Here is a 21,084-nt window from a genome sequence, read left to right on the forward strand (position 1 = left end):
CGTCTCACCTGCCCACAGCCCATTACTTATTACCTCCCTTTCTTCAAGGGTTAAACGATGATATTTGTTTTTCATAGCAAAACCTTAAATGATTTTAAAGTTTTGCGCTAGTCCTTTGAACCCAGTTCTTAAAATCTTGACAAAATTGATATAATGTAGTAAAATAATACATACTATTTCCCCTTGTTTAAGGGGTATCTAAATAGCCAAATAAGTGATGATCGCTTGAAGTCCAATGAAGTTTAAAGGAGGTTCGCCTCCGCTAAAGCTTCAACGGACTTTGAGAGGAAAGTCCGGACACCTTAAAATGGTTACGGGTAACGCCCGCCAGTTTAATAGCAATGTTAAATTAGGACCAGTGCCACAGAGACTATACTAGTCCTCCGTAGCTTTATGCGAAGGAGGGCCAAATGTGAAAAGTGTTTTGGTGTTATTTGTTCTCGAGACAAATGGCTACAAAACTCAACCTCTGGCAACAGAGTGTACGTGGTAAACTCAACCTGGTGCAAGGACAAAGTCCCGCGTGGCGGGATTAAAAGTAGTCCGCTTGAGCTTGGCAGTAATGCCAGGCCTAGATAGATGATCATCTTTCTTTAATTCTTAGAGGAATTAAGGGATAACAAAATCCGGCTTATGCTTATTTGGCTATTTAGGTAAAATTATAAGGGTTCCTTAAGGGTGCCCTTAATTTTAAAAAATATGAAAAAAACTGATTTACTCTTTACCATAATTTTAATTCCTTTAGATTTTCTAATGCTTGTTTTGGCTGCCTTAACCGCCTATTATCTTAGAGTCGGTACTTTTGTAACTGAAATCAGGCCAGTTGTCTATGCTTTATCTTTAGCTCAATATATAAGTTATACTTTTTTACTGGCCTTGCTTTGGCTATTAATTTTTGCTTTAGCGGGCCTTTATGCCATAAAAATCAGGCGCAAATTGCTCCAGGAAATTGGCAAAATTTTTTTAGCCTGTTCAACCGGCATCTTAACTATTATTTTAGCAATTTTTTTGCAAAGAGAACTTTTTTCTTCTCGCTTTATAATTTTGGCAGTCTGGATTTTGAGTATTTTATATGTCACCATCGGCCGTTTAATAATTTTTCAATTTCAAAAATATCTGCTCAAAAAAGGCTATGGCGCCAAAAAAATTATTTTAATCGGCCAGGATAAAAATACTCAAATAATTGCCGACGAAATTAATAGCAAGCCTCAATTAGGTTATCAAATAGTCAAAATATTCCCAACTTTTAACCAGGAGATTAAAGTTCAAATTTTAGAAATGCACAAAAATGAAACTATTGACGAAATTATTCAGGCTGATCCTAATCTAGACAAAGAAACAACCTTTGATTTAATTACTTTTACCGAAGCCAATCATATTGTTTTTAAATTTTCCGCTGACCTTTTTAAAACTAAAACCAGCCGTTTAGAAATTGACACCTTAGCCAGCATCCCGATTTTTGAAATTACCAAAACCAAATTAGAAGGCTGGGGCAGAATTTATAAGCGCATTTTTGATATAATTGCTGCTGGTGTTTTTATTATTTTAACCTCGCCAATCATGCTGTTTGCAGCTATCACCATTAAATTAGATTCTAAGGGCCCGATTTTTTTTAGCAAATTAGACAATGGTTCGCCCGTACAAAGAATGGGCCAGTTTGCCAAACCATTTCGTTATTTTAAATTCAGATCCATGATTGACAAATCAGATTCTTTAAGATATTCCCAAGCGCTCCAGGAAAAAAATCTGCGTTCAGGTCCGCTGGTTAAAATTAAAAATGACCCAAGGATCACCCGTGTTGGCAAATTTATCCGCAAATTTAGCATTGATGAATTGCCGGAACTATTTTTAGTTTTTATTGGTAAAATGAGCTTGGTCGGTCCCAGGCCGCATTTGCCTGAAGAGGTTGCAAAATATAAGGATTATCAAAAAAGAGTTTTAGATATTAAGCCAGGCATCACTGGCATGGCCCAAATTTCTGGCCGCTCAGATTTAGATTTTGATGAAGAAGTTAAACTGGATACTTATTATATTGAAAACTGGTCGCTCTGGCTTGATCTGCAAATACTTTTAAAAACTCCCAAAGTTGTGCTTTTTCCCAAACGCGAAGCATTATAGCTTCTACTCAAATTATATAGGAAAAATAGCCCATAAAAAGGCTATTTTTTGTGCTTGATTTTTAAGTTAAAATGAGCTAAAATAAGAACATTAAATCATTTTCTAAAAATTCGTATATTTGTAAAATTAGTAACAGATTAGCCTGCCTGCCGGCAGGCAGGTAAATTAGTATCCCTATGAAAGTAGCCTTATTACACGATTATTTAAACCAAGCAGGCGGCGCTGAACGCGTGCTTTTAGCCTTGTCTGAACTTTATCCAGATGCGCCAATCTTTACTTTAATTCATGACAAAAAAAGGCTTTCTGGCTTTGAAGGCAAAGATATCCGCACCTCCTTTTTACAAAAAATGCCCTGGGCAAGTTCAAAAATACGCTGGTATCTGCCTCTAATGCCAGTGGCAGTGGAAAGTTTGGATTTGAGTCTTTATGATATTGTCATTTCTTCCAGCTCAGCTTTAATCAAAGGCGTGATTACTCATCCGCATACTCTGCACATCTGCTATTGCTACACGCCGACCCGCTATCTCTGGTCTGATGCCCAGCAATACCATAAAGAAATTAAAGAAGGCAAACTGGTCAGCCATTTCCTGCCATTTTTTTTACACAAGCTACGGCTCTGGGATCATGTCTCAGCGCAGAGAGTAAATCATTTTGTAGCTCAGTCAAAATTTATTGCCAAAAGAATCAAAAATTATTATAACCGTGAAAGCACTGTTATCCATCCGCCGACTGATACGCAAAATTTTTATATTTCATCTGAGCTGGGCAATTATTATTTGCTAATTTCCCGCTTAAAACCTTACAAAAAAGTTGATCTGGCCATCAAAGCTTTTAACAAGCTAAATATCCCTTTAAAAATCATCGGCATTGGTGAAGAAGAAAATAAATTAAAAAAAATGGCCAAATCAAACATTGAATTTCTGGGCGCTGTTTCAGAAACTGACAAAAGAAAGTATTTAGCTAATTGTCTAGGGCTAATCCATCCTCAAGTTGAAGATTTTGGCCTGACAGTAATTGAAGCCATGGCCTCTGGCCGTCCAGTCATTGCTTATGCAAATGGCGGAGCATTAGAAACAGTTATTGACGGCCAGACTGGAAAATTGTTTGAGGAGCAGTCCTGGGAAGCTTTAATTGATACGATTATAAAATTCAGGCCTCATGATTATAATTCTCAATTCATAAAAGCTCATGCTGAAAAATTCAATACCCAAAATTTTTATTCTCAGCTTACAAAGTTCGTAGATCAGGCCTGGTCTGATTTTAAAAAATAATAAAAAGTACTCAAATTTAATTTTGCATAATTAATATCTCACAATTCATGAATATCACCATTGATATTCGCTGCCTCATGCAGGCCAATTATTCCGGGGTGAGCGAATATGCCTTTAATCTTCTAGATAATTTATTTAAAATTGATAGCCAAAATCAATATCAGCTTTTTTATAACAGCCATCAGGATATAAGCAATAATCTGCCTGATTTTAATTATCCAAATGTTAAATTTTTTGGTTTTAAATACCCCAATAAATTTTTTAATCTGGGCTTAAAATTACTGCGCTATCCTAAAATAGACAAAATACTTCCGCCTGCGGATATTTTTTTTATGCCTAATTTGAATTTCATTGCCTTAAGAGCCGGAGGCAAAAAGACAATAACCATCCATGATTTATCTTTTGATCTTTTCCCCAGTTTTTTTTCTCTCAAACGCCAGCTGTGGCATAAATTTATAAATCCCAGAAAATTAAATGCTGGCTTTGATAAAATAATCGCAGTTTCAGACAATACAAAAAACGACTTAATGAATTTGTACCAGCTCCCTGGCCAAAAAATAAAAGTAATCCATTCTGGACTTGATCATAATCTTTACAAACCTCTAGACAAAAACGATCCAAAATTTTTAGAAATCAAAGCCAAATATCAGTTGCCAGAATCCTTTATCTTATTTTTAGGCACTTTGGAGCCGCGCAAAAATTTAACCGGCATAATTGAAGCTTTTAACCTTTTAAAAAACAACAACTCACAACTTGCTGATCTGCATTTATTAATAGCCGGCGCTCCAGGCTGGAATTATAAGAAGATATTTGAAATAGCCAATAATTCTCCTTACACTAAACAAATTTTCTACCTTGATTATATTAGCCGCCAAGATAAACCCTATTTGTATAATTTAGCGCGGGCTTTTATCTTCCCTTCTTTTTATGAAGGCTTTGGGTTCCCAGCTTTGGAAGCCCAAGCCTGCGGACTTCCAGTTATGGCAGCCAATAATTCAGCTTTCCCGGAAATTTTAGGCGATTCTGCTTTTTTAGTTAATCCCGACCATCTTGAAGAAATCGCTGCCAGCCTTAACGAGATTTTAAGCAACCAAGAGCTTAAACAGGACTTGATCAATAAAGGCCTGGAAAATGCCAAACGTTTTTCTTGGGAAAAATGCGCCCAAAAAACCTTAGATTATCTAACCTTAAATTCTTAGCCATCTAATTACTTATTACCTATTTCTTATTACTTATTTCCTCACATATGCGTATCGGCATTGATGCCAGAATGTATGGCAAAAGCCAGTCAGGCATTGGCAATTACATCAAACAGCTCACCACAAACATTTTCCAAATAGATAAGGAAAATGATTATTTTTTATTTTTACTAGATCCGATTTATTCGGAATATCAAATATCTCAAGCAAATGTACACAAGATAAAAGCTCAAGCGCCCTGGTATTCATATTCAGAACAAACGACATTTTTAAATCAGCTTAATCAGTCCAAGCTTGATCTGATGCATTTCCCGCATTTTAATGCGCCAATTTTTTACCAAAAGCCAAGGATCACCACAATTCATGATATTACCCCGAAATTCTGGCCTGGCCATAAGCAAAAATCCTGGTGGCGGAAAAAGGCTTATGAATTGACAATCAAGTCCAGCCTGCGAAAATCAGCTAAAATTATAGCTGATTCACAGGCCGCCAAACAAGATCTAATTAAATATTTTAATGTCTCTGAAAAAAAAATAGCTGTGATTTATTTGGGGATAGAAACTGACTTTAAAATAATTGATAATTATGCTAAAATAAAAGAACTTAAAGACAAATATCAGATTACCAAGCCATTTATTTTTTTTATCAGCGCCTGGCGCAATCATAAAAATTTTGAAGGCTTAATTTCAGCCTTTGAACTCTTAAAAAGCCAGGGGGATTTTGACTATCAGCTCGTCTTAGGCGGCCAGGAAGATGCTCACTATCCCAATATCCGCCAGGTCATTTTACATTCAAAATTTAAAGACGATATTATCTGTCCCGGCTTTATAGCTGAAAATGAACTTCCTCTTTTTTACAATGCAGCCGAACTCTTTGTTATCCCTTCTTTTTATGAAGGCTTTGGCCTAATCGGTTTGGAAGCCATGGCTTGCGGACTCCCTGTTATTTCCTCCAATGCTGGCAGCCTGCCGGAAATCCTTGGTTCCGCAGCCTTATATTTTGACCCCCATGACACTGCCGCCATTGCCCAAACCATGCTGAAAGTTTTAAACGCTCCAGAACTCAAAGCTCAATTGCTCAAGCAAGGATTGGAGCAAATAAAAAAATATTCCTGGCCGGAATGCGCTCAAAAAACATCTCAACTTTATAACCAAATCCTAAAAACTTAAATAAGCAGCTTTAAATTCAAGCGCACCCATGCGTAGCAGATTAAAAACAAAAAAACAGTTAAAAAAGATTAAGAAAGTAAAAAACCCCGCTAAAAAATCAAAGTCAAAAATTGTTGCTAAAAAGATACTTTCTAAATCTGTAAAAAAAATTGTTGCAAAAAAAACCAAGAAAAAAAATATTCGTGGCGGATTTGTTGCTTTTAAAACCGCTGCCAGACATGCGGTCACAAACGCTCAAAAAAAATCCTTGCCAAATTATTCAAAAATAGAGAATAATTTGCGGGCAGAGACAGCTCCTGCGCTTAAACCACCTGCCGAGCCTGCCCGAAATTTTATCAAAAAAACAAATACCAAGTGCTCGCCTTATCTTCTAGACTTGAAAAAAATTGGCATTGAAAAACAAGAATCTGCCAGGCACAAACAATCACAGTCAGAAATCATTACCGCAGAAATATTCAGCAAATTCAAGCAAAATACAAAACCTCTAAAAAGAATATGCCATAATTTTCGAGCCAATCTGGCAGAACTTAAACCGCAACAAAAAATAAAATATCTTGAGTCCACTGGTTCATTAATTGCGCGCAAACCCAGCCATCTTAAATTACCTAAACTCAGCTGGCCAAGCTGGCGCTTGCCAAAATTACAACCCCGTGAATTAAGGCTGGGCAATTTTATCTTGCCTACATATTGGAAAAGAGCTGTTATTACATTTATTCTTTTCTGCCTGATTTTTAGCCTGCCATTTGCGCTTTATGGCAATTACCAGGATTTACAAGGCAAAAAAAATGATGTTTTGCAAAAAACCGGCTTAGCTTTGAATCATTTGCTTCTGTCTAAAAAAGCCGCTTCGGCTCAAGATCTTTATTACACGCAGTTTGAATTGCAGGCAGCCAGCCAAAATTTTACCCAGGCAAACCAGGATCTGGCCAATGTTAATTTTATTATTCAAGGCGCTATCAGATTGATGCCTCGCTTAGGCGAGCAGTATGTCGCAGCGCAAAAATTAACCAATGTGGGTGAAAAATTGTCGCGGAGCGCTGCTTTACTGGCAGATACAATTTCCAAAATCAATCTGGGCGATAATGCGCAAAACATGAATTTAACAGATAAGCTCATAACTTTGAAAGAAAACTTGGTTCTAATCTCCATGGACTTAAATTCTGCCAATGCTGACCTGCAACAAATTGACATTTCAGCAATTCCGTCAGAATATCAGGATAAAATCCAGACGTTGCAGACTGCCCTGCCAATTTTAGAAAAAAATTTCACCAATTTTACGGCCTCAGCTGATTTGATCGCCCAGCTTTTAGGGCAAGAAAGCAAAAAAAGATATTTGCTGCTTTTCCAAAACAATCACGAGCTCAGGCCGACCGGTGGTTTTATTGGCAGCTATGCGCTGATTGATATTGATCGCGGCAATATTAGCAAAATAAATGTGCCTGGCGGCGGTCCATATGACCTTAAAGCCGGACTTAAGGTAAATATAAAGTCCCCCACGCCCCTAAATATTATTAATACCCGCTGGGAATTCCAGGATGCAAATTGGTTTGCCAATCTGCCTGCTTCAGCTGAAAAATTAAATTGGTTTTATGAAAATAGCGGCGGTCCGACTATTGATGGCATGATTTTTGTTAATGCTACCTTTTTAGAAAAAGTTTTAAAACTGACCGGTCCGATTGAATTGCCAGATTATAATCTCACGATTACCGCTGATAATTTTTTTTCAGAAATCCAAACTAATGTGGAATTAAATTATGACCAAGCTCAAAATAAACCTAAACAAATTATCGCTGATTTGGCGCCCATTATAATTGACCGGCTGCTGCATTCCGATCGCCAAAAATTCACTGAAATTTTGGATCAAATTTTAAATTCTTTGGATGCAAAAGAAATTCAATTTTACTTTTCAAATTTTAATATTGAAAAAATGGTGCTTAAAAATAATTGGGGCGGAGAACAAAAAAATACTGAAAAAGATTATCTTGAGGTGGTCAGCACAAATATCGCCGGAGAAAAAACAGACGCAGTTATTAAACAATCAGCCAATCTAGCGGTGGATATCAAACCGGACGGCTCTATTATTAATACTTTAACTATTACAAAATCACACACGGGCACAAGCGGAGAAAATTTTTATGGAGTACCCAATCTTGATTACTTGCGCATTTACGTGCCCAAGGACAGCGAATTAGTCAGCGCTTTGGGCTTTAGCTCTCTGCCAGAAGAATTATTTGTCCTTGACGACTCTGTCACCTATGACATAGATCCTGATTTAGCCTATGGCGAATTTTCCCGCAAATTAGAGCCAATCAGCCAGACTGCAATTTATAATGAAGGCGGCAAAACAGTTTTTGCCAACTGGCTTAAAGTTGAACCGGGTCAGAGCCAGACAATAACAGTCCAATATAAATTACCGTTTATTTTAAACCTGAAAGCGCATAACCAACCTTTTAATTTGATCAATTTAATTAAAGAACAATTAAGCCTGGAAAAAAACGATCCAAATACTGACCGCTATTCGCTACTCTGGCAAAAGCAATCAGGCAAAGAAAATTTTGATGTAACTGTGTCAATAAATTTCCCGCCTAATCTCCAATATCAGCTTACTTATCCTGACGGCCTGCAAAAAGACGGCGATAAATTCAATTTCGCTGCGGCCTTAAATACTGATAAATTTTTGGCCGTTATCTTTAATTCTGCAAATTATGAACAATAATCCAGCCGCTTTGGAAAAAGATTTTAAATCTAAAATAAAAGCCTCTGCCACTGAGGCTATTTTAGCTGACAAAAAAAAATCCCCTCTAAAATCTTATAAAAAATCCTGGAATTCTAAATTCACTCCGACAAAAATGGAAAAAAGAGAAAAAGCGCTTGAAGAAAAATTTGAAGCAAAGTCTTTAGAGGTAGGCAAAGAATTAAAAAAAATTTACGAGGATGGCCAGGGCAATTTGCCCAATATGACAAAACTGGAATTTAAAAACAAAAATCGCGCTAGAAATTTAGTAATCGGCATTATTGTTTTTTTATTTATTATTCTGGCGGCTTCGGTGACAGGCTTTTTTATTTTTCGGCCTAATCCTAAATTTTCCGGCGATAAGATTAAATTGGAAATCAAAGCGCCGTTTAGTTTAAGTTCCGGGGAGAATATTGATTATCAAATAAAATATACGAATTCAGAAGAAATCAGCCTGAACAATGTCCAGTTGACTGTAAATCTACCTAATGGTTTTATCTTTTCTTCCTCAAATTTTCCACCAGTCTTGCCGACTGACCAGACGCCTGCCAATTTGAAAACCTGGAAAATCAATGATCTTTATCCCGGCCAATCGCAACTTCTTGATATTACCGGCAAATTAATCGGGCCGATTGACGCCCAGCAATCCATCTCAGCTGTTTTGAATTATGTGCCGGCTAACTTTAGTTCTGAATTCCAAAAAAAAGCCTCCTTTAGCACGCAAATCAGTGATAGTCTGGCAAATTTAGAAATAGAACATGCCAACCAAATCGCTGATCAAGAAGAAATGGAACTGACTTTAAAACTTACTAATAAATCCCAGCAATATGAAATTAATAATTTATCAGTAGAACTGGCTTATCCCCTTGAATTTACTATTGGCGAAAGTCAAATTATTGATCCCAACAATGAAGCCTCTTTAAATGTTATAAAAGCGGTAAAAGATGAAATTAGCCCCAAAATTTGGCAGATTGACAGTCTTTTGCCTCAGGCGGAAAAATTAATCAAAATAAAAGGTAAGTTTAAAGTTGAGGCTAGCGCAAAACCGGAATTTACTGTTGCTGTTAAATTAAAAGGCTCTGGTGAAGATTTATTCCTGCAGGGTGAAGAAAAATTTAGCATAGAAGTGATTAAGGGCGAACTGCTTACCAATTTAATTATTAATGGCTCAAACCAAAACAAAGCTGTTAGTTTTGGAGACACGCTAAATTATTTATTGAGCATTGAAAATAAAAGCAAAAAAACCTTGGGAGATATAAAAGTTAGAGCTGTTTTAGACTCAGCTTTTTTGGATTGGTCTAGCCTAAAAGATGACAATCGCGGCATCAATGAAGATACTCAAATTTTATGGACAAAAGATCAAATCCCAAAGCTGGCGTTTTTACTGCCTGAAGAAGAAATTGAAATTAATTTCCAAATAAAACTTCGGGCCAAACCTGCCAGACAATACAGCCAGCAGGATTATCAGGTTAAGAGCTTTTTTGAAACACAAGTTAATCAAATAGATAATGCCGAAGCCAAAATTACCAACCAAAGCCCGACTTTGATTAATGAATTTAATTCTGATTTAAATTTATCAGCCATGGCGCGCTACTTTGATGACCAAAGTAATACTATTGGCTCAGGGCCTTTGCCGCCAATTGTGGGCCAAAAAACTTCTTACAGGATTTTCTGGACTATAACCAATTCTTTACATGATCTGACCACGATTGAAGTTAAAAGTAAATTGCCCGATTATGTAACTTTTGAAGATAAACAAAATATTTCCACCGGCGACTTATTTAAAAATGCACAAAATGAAATTATCTGGCAAATTTCCGGCATGCCTGCGACAATAGACAAAGCCACAGCTGAATTTGATATTTCTATTACTCCCCAAGCTGGAGATGTCGGTAAGATTCTAACTTTATTGCCGGAAATTACTTTAACCGCTACCGATGCCCAAACTAAAGGCCAACTTTTAAATACTCTTTCTGGGATTACCACTAATTTAGATTCTGATCCATTGGGCAAGGGCAAGGGTTTAATTTTAGCAGAATAAAAAAATCGGCTTTGTCATGGTGAGCTTAGTCGAACCATCAAAGCCGATTTTTTATTTAAAAACTTTTATAATTTTATACGCCAGATACCAAAATTTATTTATTGGCAAATCCCAGGCGCCAGCATAATCAACCTCAAATCCGCCAAAACCTCTTTTAAATCTGGCCACGCCAGGATAGCGATCTTCAATCCCCCAAAAATCATAATATTTATAGCCAAGTTCTTTGGCTTTTTTTATTGCCTCCCATTGCAGCAAATGCGGCGCCATTAAATTTTTGCCATCTTCTGAAGAGCCGCCGTGCAAATATATCATCGTATCGCCATAAGGCAAAACCAGATTGGCGCATAAAATTTTGTCCTGGAATTCAGCCAAACAAATTGCCTCCCCGGAATAATTGGCTAATAGTTTTTGATAATATTCTTTGTTATAACCGCTTAAACCTTTGCGGTTATAAGTGCTGGAAATTAAATTATAAAAATCATCAAGTCCAGCTTCGCTTATTTTAACCTTAACACCCTTTTTCTCTGCCAAACGTATATTGTAGCGAGTTTTTTGATGCATATCTGCCAATAATTCTGCTTCGTTTTTGCTTAAATCCAAAAGCAGGGTCTTTTTTGGCTGGACACTCTGAACCTTTTTAAACCCAAACAAATCAAGATCCTGCTGGGGCGATAATTCCAGTCTTAAAAAAATACTTTTCTCTGCTTTCGCCAAATTTTTCAAAGAATCAATGAGATCTTTATTCAACAAATAATTTATTCTCGGCGCATATAAATAATTTTGGCCCAGTGGCAGAGGCATCTTGATTACAAAAACAAAATGACCATTCAAATCCAAACGCCAAATTTTACGGCCTAAACTTTTTTGAAATTCTCCCCAATCCCAGGATTGCAAAAACTGGCTCATTTTTTGTGAGCCAATTTGTTTATCCCATTGCTCTTTATTTGTCACTAAATTTAAATTCATATATAAAAACACTATAAATGTATATTAATCCGCCGAAGCCTTGAGCGAAGGTGGATAATCTCCTTATATTCCATGCAACCTCATATAACTTCATAAAACTTCATAAAACCTAATATAACCTATTTGGCTAACAATTTTAAACAGGCCTTAATTTTCTCATCAGCGCCGGAAACATCCTTGTCCAGTTTTCTTAAGGCCTCCCGTGCATCTGACAGCTGATAACCTAAACCAACCATTGCATCTAAAACATCAGAATCTTCAGAATTAATTGCTGCCCTGGAGCACAAATCAACTTTGCCTTTATATTTACTTTTTAATTCCAAAACAATTCTTTCTGCTGTTTTTTTGCCAATGCCGGAAACCTTGGTCAAAACAGAAGCGTCATCACGCACAATGGCTGATTCAATTTCTTCCGGGCTGGCTAAAGACAAAACTCCCAAAGCAGTTTTAGGCCCGATTCCAGTGACGCTATTTAACTGCTCAAATAAATCCAATTCTTCCCTGGATTTAAATCCAAAAAGATCTAAAGCATCTTCCCTGATATATTGGTAAGTAAACAGTTCAATTTCTTGGCCAACTTTAAGCTTGTCCAAAAGTTTGCCAATGCTAAAAACTTTATAGCCGAGGTCATTAACATTAACTTCCAGAAAATTTGAACCAAGGTATTGAATTTTTCCTTTTAAATATGTAATCATATAATGAATTACGAATTATGAGAGCTGAATTATGAAATATTATGTAAAAATTGATTAATAATTGGAAGCTGAACGTCTAAAACATTATCTAAGGGCAATTTATCAATCTCGAAAAATTCTGCGGTTTCTAGCTCTTTACTATCTACTTTTATTTCACCGTTTAAACCCTTACATTTTACGATTATTGTAAAAATTGATTTTTTCGAATCTTTAATAGTATCTAAAATTTCGCTTATTCCAATATTTAAACCCAATTCTTCTTTTATTTCTCTTTTTATTCCCGCCTTCAAATCTTCACCTTGTTTCAAGAATCCACTGGGTAAGCTGTAATGATATTGGTATGATTGTTTAATTAACAATAACTTCCCATCATTAACTATTAGGGCACAAAATCCTACTAAAAATTTTTTGGCAAAAATGTATGATATCCACCAGCGAATTCTTACCGGTAAAATCCTATAAATTTTATATAGTAATTTCATTAATTCAAAATAATTTTTAAGTATACCTCTCTTAAGAGTTTAGCGTCATCAAGGGCATGATGTCTTAAATATTTTTTAGTATCAATATCATATTCTTCAAAAAAATTTTTATCATCTATGGCAATTATTTCCGGATCAATTCCTAACCCGAATAAAATTGAGCTAAAATCTACGGGTACCCAGTGGAATGGATGGTTATCTATTCCCAACAATTTATACAAATAAATTATATCAAATTGATTAATATAGCTGACAAGATAAGGTCTATTATCACCAACGAATTTTTTTATTATCGGCAATGCATCTTCTCTTTTAACTTTTTCGTTTTTAAGAAGCGGCAGAACATTTTCTTTAGGCCATTTATCTACATCTCCTTTATATTCAAATTCCAAATAAAGTTCTTCACCATTTAATTTTACTAATCCCATAGATAATATTTCGCCATTATAAGGATTTAATGATGAAAATTCTGTATCAAAAAAAATTATATTTTCAGAGAATGGTTTAATTATTTTATCCATATTTTTAATCGGGCGAAAACGCCCTTTTTACCCTTCTTACCCCTTTTTCCCTTCTTTCCCTTTTCGTAAAATCGTCATCACCGGCATCTCTTTATTTAAATTTAGCAAAATCGCCTTATCTTGTCCACCGTGAACTTCAGCCACATATTTTTTCTCATCCAAATCATAAATCGTGGGAATAGGCATTTTAAAATTCTCTTTTTGCGGCAGGATAAATTCAATTTGGTCGCCAGCTTTAATCACATTATGGACCTTAACCTTATATTGCCAAACTCCCTTGCCTAAATTTTTACGATCTAAAACTTCGCCGCAAAATTCCAAGTCCGGCCGTACATACGGCGCGTCATACTTTTGCATCTTGAACTTTTCTGTCCCAAAACCAGCCCGAGGCTGGTCAGCCTTTGGCTGATAAAACCCAGTCGTAAACTCCCTGTTAGAAATTTTATGCAATTCTTTATATAATTCATTAATTTTTTTCTTTCGTACATCTGTATTTATCTGTAATCTGTAGTAATCTATAGCTTGCCTATAAATCTTCACCACATTCGCCAAATACGAAATACTCTTTGTCCTGCCTTCAATTTTAAAATGTTTAACTCCGGCTTTTTGCAGCTGATCCAAATATTTTATCATACATAAATCCTTGGAGCTTAAAATATAAGTGCCGTGTTTGTCTTCTTCAACTGGCATAAATTGGCCAGGCCGAGTCATTTCCTCCATGTAAAGTTTATATGCCCAGCGGCAAGGATGAGAACAATCACCCAAATTTGCACTTCTTCTATTATAATAAGCTGACAAAAGACAGCGGCCAGAATAAGAAATGCACATTGCGCCATGGACAAAACATTCTAATTCCAATTTCGGAACTTTTTTATGGATTTCAGCGATTTCTTTAAGGCTTAATTCGCGAGCTAAAATTATACGTTTAACTCCCTGCTTGTACCAAAATTTAGCTGCTTGCCAGTTGGTGCAATTAGCCTGCGTAGACAAGTGCAGATCAATTTTTTTTAAATGTTCTTTGGCTAAGGCCAAAACGCCTGGATCAGAAATTATGACGCCATCAGGCCTTAATCTATTTAATAATTTTAAAGTCTTGGCTACATTCGCCAGATGATAATTATGCGCATAAATATTCACAGTTATATAAACTTTTTTCTGGCGCTGATGTGCGTATCTAATCGCTTCTTTAATCTTAGCTGGCGTAAAATCATTAATCCTTGAACGCAAACTAAAATCAGGCAGTCCCAGATAAACTGAATCTGCCCCAAATTCAATGGCATATTTCATTTTAATATAATTGCCCGCAGGCGCAAGCAGTTCCATATTTGACAAATTTTATAATTGATAATAAAATGTATTTATCATTATCATGTCCTTTGAATAAAAGGAGGTAGCAATGGCAATTAATAGGTTCCCAGCAAAGAAATTAATAATTACGGAAAATTCACACACTGAATTGATCCTGGTTGGAATCTACGATCATGACGAACGCATACTCCTAAAAAAGACTCCCAGAGGTTTTCTGCATCTGCCGGCAAGGAAGGTGGAAAAATTAATGGATCCTGATAAAGGCTCTGATCAACTTGATGATGAATACGAAAAATTAATTGAGGCCTTTATGAAAAATACGAGCATGGAAGTTGATATCTATTCGCCTATCAGCTATTACGAAATAGATGGAAAATTATTCAAATCATTTGCCATCATTGTTGAAAGACCGCAGATTATTGATTTGGAAAAATACAAATTAGTCTTTTTCCCGGCTGATCCTGAAAAAATTTTAAAGGACAGGAGAGTTTTTCATCCGGATCGTCAAATAATTTTGGATTACCTGGCTGTCCGTAAAAAATTCTGGGAGAAAAACCCGACCTTTAACTGCCTGAAAATTCAAGCCGTATCTTCTTAGATGCGGCTTTTTATATTTCTAAAGCTGCCAAATTATTTTTTCTTATTTCTGGAATACCTGATCAATCCAGAAGTAGCGATTATCTCAATGCCTTTTTTCTCAAGCTGGTCTATAAATAAATTAACACCAATTGAATCAGATGACATGTGGCCTGCAATTACTGCATTAATATGAGCCTTCTCTGCTTCTTTTTTATGAAGTTCGGACATATGCATGCCAATGACTGTGCCGATTCCTGCCTGAGCTAATTTTTCATAAATTTTAGCAGTACCTTCTGTGCCGCCTGTAATTTCTGTCAGGGCAACTTTGCCAGCGCGATTTTCTTCAGAACCGGAAAAAAGTCGCGGCCCTGCGCCCATTTTTTCCGCCTGCTGATATTCTGGAATTGATTTTAAAACCTTCATTACTTCCTCAACATAAACTAATTCTTTTTTCTTTTTATCAAATTCTTTTTTCAAAAAATTAGCCACCATATTATCGCAAGCAGTATGGCTGCACATAAAATTAATATCCAAAAGACGAGCCATATCAACTGCGCGCTGATGATTAATTGGCGCAATACCGCGAGAGACTTCGCTGATTCTAGGTTTTAATAAGCTTTCAGCCACATTAATCGGTACTCCGTACATTTCCATAACTTCTGCCTGCAAATGCATGACCTCATGGATATTTGCATAAGCTTTGCCTTCTGGATGATGGGCAATTACCAAGTTAACTCCCAATTTATCAGCCAAAAGCAATTCCTCACCCTCCATATCAATCCCGACTAAAATTTTCTTAATTTCTTTCTTCTTTTTTGATTCATATAAAATCCTGGTGTCAGAAAAAGGATTAGTTAATTTCTCCACATCAAAAGTGGCCTTTTTTTCTTTAGGCAGTTTTTCATATTTTTCTTTTACTCTTTTCAAATGATTTAAAACAACCTGCTTGCCCCGCAAATCATTTTCAATCCCCAAACTAACTGCTAAATTGTAAATTTGTTGTAATGTCATATTTTTTTGAATTATGAAGTCCGAAGTCCGAATGCTGAAAAATAATATTTCAGAATTCGGCATTAGTAATTCGGCATTATTTTATAATCTCAATTTTAATTTTCTCTCCATTAATCTCCAATTCTTCTTTCCCCTTACCCTCAACTAATTCCTTAGTTAAAGTATTAGCTTTAATTTCATCACCAAATTTGGCTAGGGTTTCTTTAAGCGCTTCGGATTTTGTTTCATAAACAACCTCAACTAAATCACCGATAGATAAGCCCATTTCTTTTCTCTGGGCATTGATCTGGCGAATTAATTCTCTGGCATTGCCTTCTAATTGCAAATTTTTATCAAGTTCAATGTCTAGACAAACCTTATAATTCTGATCAGCGCCGATTTTTAAATTTTTACCTTCCGGTAAATTATCCACTAATTCAATTCCTTTAACATTAACTTCATCTTTAATTAAAAAATATAATTCTTCAGGCAATGACTTTTTAGTAATATAAAGTTTATTCAAAGGTTGTCTAACTTTTATAACCGCAGCGGCGCGCACCGCTAAAGCCTGTTCAATTATTTTCCTGACTGTTTCCATATTTTCTATCAGCTTGCTATCAATTAAATCAGCCGCCGCTTTTGGCCAGTCTTCCAAATGAACGCTTTCTTTACCGCCCTCAAGTTCTTGATAGATTTCTTCTGCCAAAAAAGGCATAAATGGCGCGCAAATTTTACTTAAATTCAATAAGACATAATGGGTCGTAGCCAGCGCTTGTTTTTTATCTTTCTCGTCATTGCCCTTAAACCTGTCACGGCTGCGGCGCAAATACCAGGTGGAAAAAACATTTATAAAGTCCTGAATTTTCCTGCCTGCTTCAATAATATTATATTCATCTAAATACTGGCTGACCTGATTAATCAGCCTGTTAAATTCAGCCAAAACCCATTTGTCCAAGATATTTGGCGAATCCTGGCTAGACTTGACCTTCTTATCTTGATAAAGCTTGAAAAATTTGACTGAATTTTGCCAGATCAAAATTACTTTTTTCACCACCTCGTCAACATTTTTTTCATCAAAATTTTTCGCATCGCCCGGTTGATTAAGAGTGTACAAATGCCAGCGTAAGGCATCTGAACTGTATTTATTTATAATGTACCAAGGATCTACCACATTGCCTTTTGACTTGCTCATTTTTTTGCCAAACTTATCATTCAAATGCCCTAAACAAATAACATTTTTATATGGCGTGCCTTTTTCCAATAAAGTTGAAACAGCAAGCAAGGTATAAAACCAGCCTCTGGTTTGATCAATTGCTTCACTTATATAATCCGCGGGAAATTGTTCTTTTTTGTCAATTAAATTTTTATTTTCAAAAGGATAATGCCACTGGGCAAATGGCATAGAGCCTGAATCAAACCAGACATCAATCACTTCTGGCACTCTTTTCATCTGGCCGCCGCACTGGCAATTTAATTCCAAGTCATCAATAAAAGGACGATGCGGATCAAAATTTTTATTTAATTTCTGGCCAGATAGTTTTTCTAATTCTTCGTAACTGCCCACACATGCTGTTTGTTCGCATTTAACGCATTGCCAGATCGGTAAAGGCGTGCCCCAATATCTTTCGCGGGAAAATGCCCAGTCTTTATTGCCTTCCAGCCATTCGCCAAACCTGCCTTCTTTGATATATTCGGGCACCCAATTTATTTTTTCTGCATTATCTAAGAGTTCTTTTTTTAGCTTGGTCATTTCAATAAACCATGAGGGTTTGGCATAATAAAGCAAAGGAGTATCGCAACGCCAGCAAAACGGATAATCATGCTTATACATTTCTTCAGTCAGTAAAAAATTATTGGCTTTTAAATAATCAATAATTATTTTCTCTGTTTCATTATCTTTAACATATTTATCCAGCAGATTATATTCAGCCAAAATTTTGTTAAATCTGCCGAGCTCATTAACAGAATGAAATTTCGGCAAACTTACCTTCTCGCCCAACTCATAATCAGCTTCGCCATACATTACGGCAGTATGAACTACGCCAGTACCATCGCTAACAGTCACAAAATCAGCCGCATAAACCTTGAATGCATTTCTTAGATTTTCTGTTTCTGCGGGAATAACATCGGGAAAAAGCGGCTCATATTCCAAACCTACTAAATCACTGCCTTTAAAATACTCCTCTGCGCGATATTCTTGGTTTAATTTGTCAATTACATTCAATCTGGACTTGGCAATAACCAAATTCTCTTTGCCAAATTTTACCATTACATAATCTATATTTTCTCCCACGGCCAGAGCCACATTGCCTGGCAAAGTCCAGGGCGTAGTTGTCCAGGAAAGAATATATGTATCATCATCAATTTTAAGATGGTCAAATTTTTGTCCTTTTTTTAATTTAAATTTTAAATAAACTGAATTTTCTTCAACCTCTTTATAGCCCTGGGCAACTTCATGGGAAGAAAGCGAGGTGCCGCAACGGGTGCAATAAGGCACGACTTTAAAACCTTTATAAAGCAAGCCCTTATTCCAAATTTGCTTTATAATCCACCATAAAGATTCAATGTATTCTGGCTTATAAGTAATATAGGCATTATCATAATCCAGCCAAAACGCAATGCGCTTGGAAAGAAGCTGCCAATCTTCAAGATTTTTAAAAACACTTTCTTTGCACAGCTGATTAAAGTATTCAATGCTTTCCCTGACAGTTGGTTTTAATTTTTCAATTTCTTTCTTGCCGGAAATCTTTAATTCTTTTTCAATCTGCAATTCAACTGGCAAACCATGCGTATCCCAGCCTGCTTTTCTTTGCACCTTATAGCCCTGCATTGTTTTATAGCGCGGAATCAAATCTTTAAAAGCGCGGGCGATCACATGATGGATGCCTGGTTTGCCATTGGCAGTCGGCGGCCCTTCAAAAAACACGAAATCACCCTTGGGACTTTTTTTCTCCAGAGTTTTTTTAAAAATTTCCTTATCTTCCCAAAATTTAACTAATTCTTCTTCTTTTTGGGCAAATTGACTTTTTTTAACTTCCATATATAAGAAATTAGATATTAGAAATTAGAAATTGGGGATTGGTTTTTTAAATTATAATTTTCCTATCCACAATTTCCAATATCCAATTTCAAGTTTCAATATCAATATTTTAGCTAAAATCGAGGAAAATGTCAAAAAGAAAGGTATTAAAATCTATCATTATTTGCTATACTAAAATCAGTAAAAATTACTTAATAATTAATGCTTAAAATTATGGATCAAGCCAATGTTTCTAAAATCCCGAATTTAATGAAAAAAATAATTGCGGGAATATTAATTGCCCTTGGCGTTATAGTTATTATCTTTATAGTTGTAACTGTAATTAACAATTTTCGCACCACTAGCCTTTCTCAGTCAGTATATTATAAACAAGGGTTGGAATCTGGTTCTGCCATAGGAATGATGGGCTTAGCGCCAAGCGCTCCTTCTTTACAAGATAATTCAATAGCCGAACGAGCCATTGCACCCATGCCTAGTACTGCGCCAACTGCCAGCGATACTGGCACTATCCAGCAAAAAGTAATTAAAACAGCCAGTTTAAGCATCACAGTTAATGATGTAGATAAAACAGTCGGCCAGATTACCAATGAAGCAGTTTTAGTCAGTGGTTTTGTCCAAAATTCCAGCGTGACTGAAAATGAAAAAGGCCTTAAATATGCCAATATAATTTTGCGTGTGCCCGCTGCCAGTTTTGAGAATCTGATTTCAAAAATTAAATCTTTTGCCAGTTTAGTTGAACGCGAAGATATCAATGGCCAAGAAGTAACCCAGGAGTATGTTGATTTGCAGGCAAGCTTAACCCATAATCAGGCAGTTGAAGCCCAGTATTTAGAATTATTAAAACGGGCGCAAAAAGTTGAGGAAATAATTGCAGTCAGAGACAAGCTTGATCAAGTGCAAGGCCAAATAGAACAAATCAAAGGCAGGATTAGATATTTGGACAATCAAACTGAAATGGCAACAATTGCAGTCAATCTCACCAGTACAGCTAATGTTACTTTACCAGCGGAAAAATGGCAGCCTTGGGAAGTTGTTAAAGGAGCAGTTAAAAATGTAATTGTTGGTTTGCAAAATTTTGTAAATTTTATTATTATCTTAATTTTCTTTCTGCTGAGTTTAATTCCTTATTTGATTTTAATTTATTTAATTTACCTTCTAGTCAAATGGCTTATAAAAAAATTTAGAAAGCCAAAACAAAATATTTAAACAAAACAAAAAGACGTTCTGTGAATCGGAACGTCTTTTTGTTTTGAGTGGCTTGCCACTCGAAGCTCCGCAACGCGGAGCGAAGAGTGGACCGGACAGGACTCGAACCCGCTACCTCCTCGGTGCAAACGAGGCGCTCTACCAGGTGAGCTACCGGCCCAAAATACTTTTCTAACAAAAAATATCCTCAAAAGGATTTATTACATTGTAGCAAAAAAAAAATTCCTTGTCAAACACAAAAATACAAAATATTTTCAAAACTTTTTACTTTCTACTTTTTAACTTTTTACTTGAATTAAAAGTTATCCACAGTTTTATTTTAAAAATCCTTATAATCCTTGACAGAAAATGCTATAATAAGTGTAATAAGATTTTAGAAATAAAATTTTAATTTTTAAGAATTAACTCTACAACAATGGCAAAGAAAAAAGCAAAGAAAAAGGTTGTCAAGAAAGCAAAAAAAGCAAAAAAGAGAAAAAGATAAGCAACGATAAGACCCCTTTATAAAAATAGAGGGGTCTTATTTTTCTACATCCGCCATAACTCCGAAGAAGCGAAGGCGGATTACTTGTCTTATATGAAGTCGAATTAAACTAATTTTGTTATTCAATTCTTTTCTTTCCTTGTCATTAGTTGGCGGTAGCGTCCCCTTTTGCGACTGCTATTTTACAACTTTAAGCAATCGATTCCTGTAATGTCTGCGCCGGCAATTTCTATCGGCGCCTTGCCGTTTCTGTGTCTTCTTTTTTTACGGCAATCAGTGAA

Annotated in this window: 15 protein-coding genes, 1 tRNA gene and 1 other RNA gene; 9 read left to right on the top strand and 8 right to left on the bottom strand. The window is 35.9% G+C overall.

Annotated features, from left to right (window positions below):
- Positions 1–205 precede the first annotated feature (205 nt).
- From rnpB to WC460_06635, 7 genes are all read left to right on the top strand, one after another.
- Positions 206–650, top strand: an RNA gene (gene rnpB, locus WC460_06605) — RNase P RNA component class A.
- Positions 651–699: 49 nt separating this feature from the next.
- The gene (locus WC460_06610) at positions 700–2,118 is read left to right on the top strand and encodes a sugar transferase (protein ID MFA5189000.1); all 1,419 of its coding nucleotides are present in this window, start codon (positions 700–702) and stop codon (positions 2,116–2,118) included.
- A 176-nt stretch (positions 2,119–2,294) separates the two neighbouring features.
- On the top strand, positions 2,295–3,389 hold the full coding sequence (locus tag WC460_06615) for a glycosyltransferase (protein MFA5189001.1): 1,095 nt from the start codon (positions 2,295–2,297) through the stop codon (positions 3,387–3,389).
- 47 nt (positions 3,390–3,436) lie between these two features.
- Positions 3,437–4,588 carry a glycosyltransferase family 1 protein gene (locus tag WC460_06620; protein ID MFA5189002.1) on the top strand — a complete coding sequence of 384 codons (1,152 nt, stop codon included), beginning with the start codon at positions 3,437–3,439 and terminating at the stop codon, positions 4,586–4,588.
- Positions 4,589–4,635: 47 nt separating this feature from the next.
- On the top strand, positions 4,636–5,757 hold the full coding sequence (locus WC460_06625) for a glycosyltransferase family 1 protein (GenBank protein MFA5189003.1): 1,122 nt from the start codon (positions 4,636–4,638) through the stop codon (positions 5,755–5,757).
- Positions 5,758–5,785: 28 nt separating this feature from the next.
- A complete protein-coding gene (locus tag WC460_06630) occupies positions 5,786–8,473 on the top strand; it encodes a DUF4012 domain-containing protein (protein ID MFA5189004.1) in 2,688 nt (895 codons plus the stop codon).
- Entirely contained in the window at positions 8,463–10,532 is a 2,070-nt protein-coding gene (locus tag WC460_06635) for a hypothetical protein (GenBank protein ID MFA5189005.1), read from the top strand. The genes WC460_06630 and WC460_06635 overlap by 11 nt, the downstream gene beginning before the upstream one ends.
- A gap of 51 nt (positions 10,533–10,583) precedes the next feature.
- On the opposite strand, the gene WC460_06640 is transcribed toward WC460_06635, so the two are convergent.
- The 5 genes from WC460_06640 to WC460_06660 form a co-directional block, all read right to left on the bottom strand.
- The gene (locus WC460_06640; protein MFA5189006.1) at positions 10,584–11,498 is read right to left on the bottom strand and encodes a peptidoglycan bridge formation glycyltransferase FemA/FemB family protein; all 915 of its coding nucleotides are present in this window, start codon (positions 11,496–11,498) and stop codon (positions 10,584–10,586) included.
- Positions 11,499–11,617: 119 nt separating this feature from the next.
- Positions 11,618–12,193, bottom strand: coding sequence for a Holliday junction branch migration protein RuvA (gene ruvA / locus WC460_06645; GenBank protein ID MFA5189007.1), 576 nt, complete (start codon positions 12,191–12,193; stop codon positions 11,618–11,620).
- Positions 12,194–12,222: 29 nt separating this feature from the next.
- Positions 12,223–12,675, bottom strand: coding sequence for an NUDIX hydrolase (locus tag WC460_06650; protein MFA5189008.1), 453 nt, complete (start codon positions 12,673–12,675; stop codon positions 12,223–12,225).
- A complete protein-coding gene (locus WC460_06655) occupies positions 12,675–13,196 on the bottom strand; it encodes a hypothetical protein (protein MFA5189009.1) in 522 nt (173 codons plus the stop codon). Before WC460_06655 ends, WC460_06650 begins: the two co-directional genes overlap by 1 nt.
- A 36-nt stretch (positions 13,197–13,232) precedes the next feature.
- Positions 13,233–14,519 (bottom strand): U32 family peptidase C-terminal domain-containing protein, encoded by a 1,287-nt coding sequence (locus WC460_06660; protein MFA5189010.1) that lies wholly within the window; start codon positions 14,517–14,519, stop codon positions 13,233–13,235.
- A gap of 73 nt (positions 14,520–14,592) precedes the next feature.
- Between WC460_06660 and WC460_06665 the strand changes: the two genes are divergently transcribed.
- A complete protein-coding gene (locus WC460_06665; protein ID MFA5189011.1) occupies positions 14,593–15,102 on the top strand; it encodes a hypothetical protein in 510 nt (169 codons plus the stop codon).
- Between the two features lie 32 nt (positions 15,103–15,134).
- Here WC460_06665 and WC460_06670 read toward each other — a convergent pair whose 3' ends face one another.
- Both WC460_06670 and ileS read right to left on the bottom strand, forming a co-directional pair.
- On the bottom strand, positions 15,135–16,094 hold the full coding sequence (locus tag WC460_06670) for an NGG1p interacting factor NIF3 (GenBank protein ID MFA5189012.1): 960 nt from the start codon (positions 16,092–16,094) through the stop codon (positions 15,135–15,137).
- A 76-nt stretch (positions 16,095–16,170) separates the two neighbouring features.
- Entirely contained in the window at positions 16,171–19,113 is a 2,943-nt protein-coding gene (gene ileS / locus WC460_06675) for an isoleucine--tRNA ligase (protein ID MFA5189013.1), read from the bottom strand.
- Between the two features lie 213 nt (positions 19,114–19,326).
- On the opposite strand from ileS, the gene WC460_06680 reads away from it, so the two are divergent.
- Entirely contained in the window at positions 19,327–20,319 is a 993-nt protein-coding gene (locus WC460_06680; GenBank protein ID MFA5189014.1) for a DUF4349 domain-containing protein, read from the top strand.
- A gap of 87 nt (positions 20,320–20,406) precedes the next feature.
- On the opposite strand, the gene WC460_06685 is transcribed toward WC460_06680, so the two are convergent.
- A tRNA-Ala gene (locus WC460_06685) sits at positions 20,407–20,479 on the bottom strand.
- Positions 20,480–21,084: the final 605 nt, after the last annotated feature.

This window comes from Patescibacteria group bacterium, assembly GCA_041651155.1.
In the GTDB taxonomy this organism is placed as follows: Bacteria; Patescibacteriota; Patescibacteriia; order CAIXNZ01; family CAIXNZ01; genus JAPLYF01.

Coding starts and splice junctions, on each gene's coding strand:
- WC460_06610 (MFA5189000.1), top strand. CDS start 700: ATGAAAAAAACTGATTTACTCTTTACCATAATTTTAATTCCTTTAGAT.
- WC460_06615 (MFA5189001.1), top strand. CDS start 2,295: ATGAAAGTAGCCTTATTACACGATTATTTAAACCAAGCAGGCGGCGCT.
- WC460_06620 (MFA5189002.1), top strand. CDS start 3,437: ATGAATATCACCATTGATATTCGCTGCCTCATGCAGGCCAATTATTCC.
- WC460_06625 (MFA5189003.1), top strand. CDS start 4,636: ATGCGTATCGGCATTGATGCCAGAATGTATGGCAAAAGCCAGTCAGGC.
- WC460_06630 (MFA5189004.1), top strand. CDS start 5,786: ATGCGTAGCAGATTAAAAACAAAAAAACAGTTAAAAAAGATTAAGAAA.
- WC460_06635 (MFA5189005.1), top strand. CDS start 8,463: ATGAACAATAATCCAGCCGCTTTGGAAAAAGATTTTAAATCTAAAATA.
- WC460_06640 (MFA5189006.1), bottom strand. CDS start 11,498: ATGAATTTAAATTTAGTGACAAATAAAGAGCAATGGGATAAACAAATT.
- ruvA (MFA5189007.1), bottom strand. CDS start 12,193: ATGATTACATATTTAAAAGGAAAAATTCAATACCTTGGTTCAAATTTT.
- WC460_06650 (MFA5189008.1), bottom strand. CDS start 12,675: ATGAAATTACTATATAAAATTTATAGGATTTTACCGGTAAGAATTCGC.
- WC460_06655 (MFA5189009.1), bottom strand. CDS start 13,196: ATGGATAAAATAATTAAACCATTCTCTGAAAATATAATTTTTTTTGAT.
- WC460_06660 (MFA5189010.1), bottom strand. CDS start 14,519: ATGGAACTGCTTGCGCCTGCGGGCAATTATATTAAAATGAAATATGCC.
- WC460_06665 (MFA5189011.1), top strand. CDS start 14,593: ATGGCAATTAATAGGTTCCCAGCAAAGAAATTAATAATTACGGAAAAT.
- WC460_06670 (MFA5189012.1), bottom strand. CDS start 16,094: ATGACATTACAACAAATTTACAATTTAGCAGTTAGTTTGGGGATTGAA.
- ileS (MFA5189013.1), bottom strand. CDS start 19,113: ATGGAAGTTAAAAAAAGTCAATTTGCCCAAAAAGAAGAAGAATTAGTT.
- WC460_06680 (MFA5189014.1), top strand. CDS start 19,327: ATGGATCAAGCCAATGTTTCTAAAATCCCGAATTTAATGAAAAAAATA.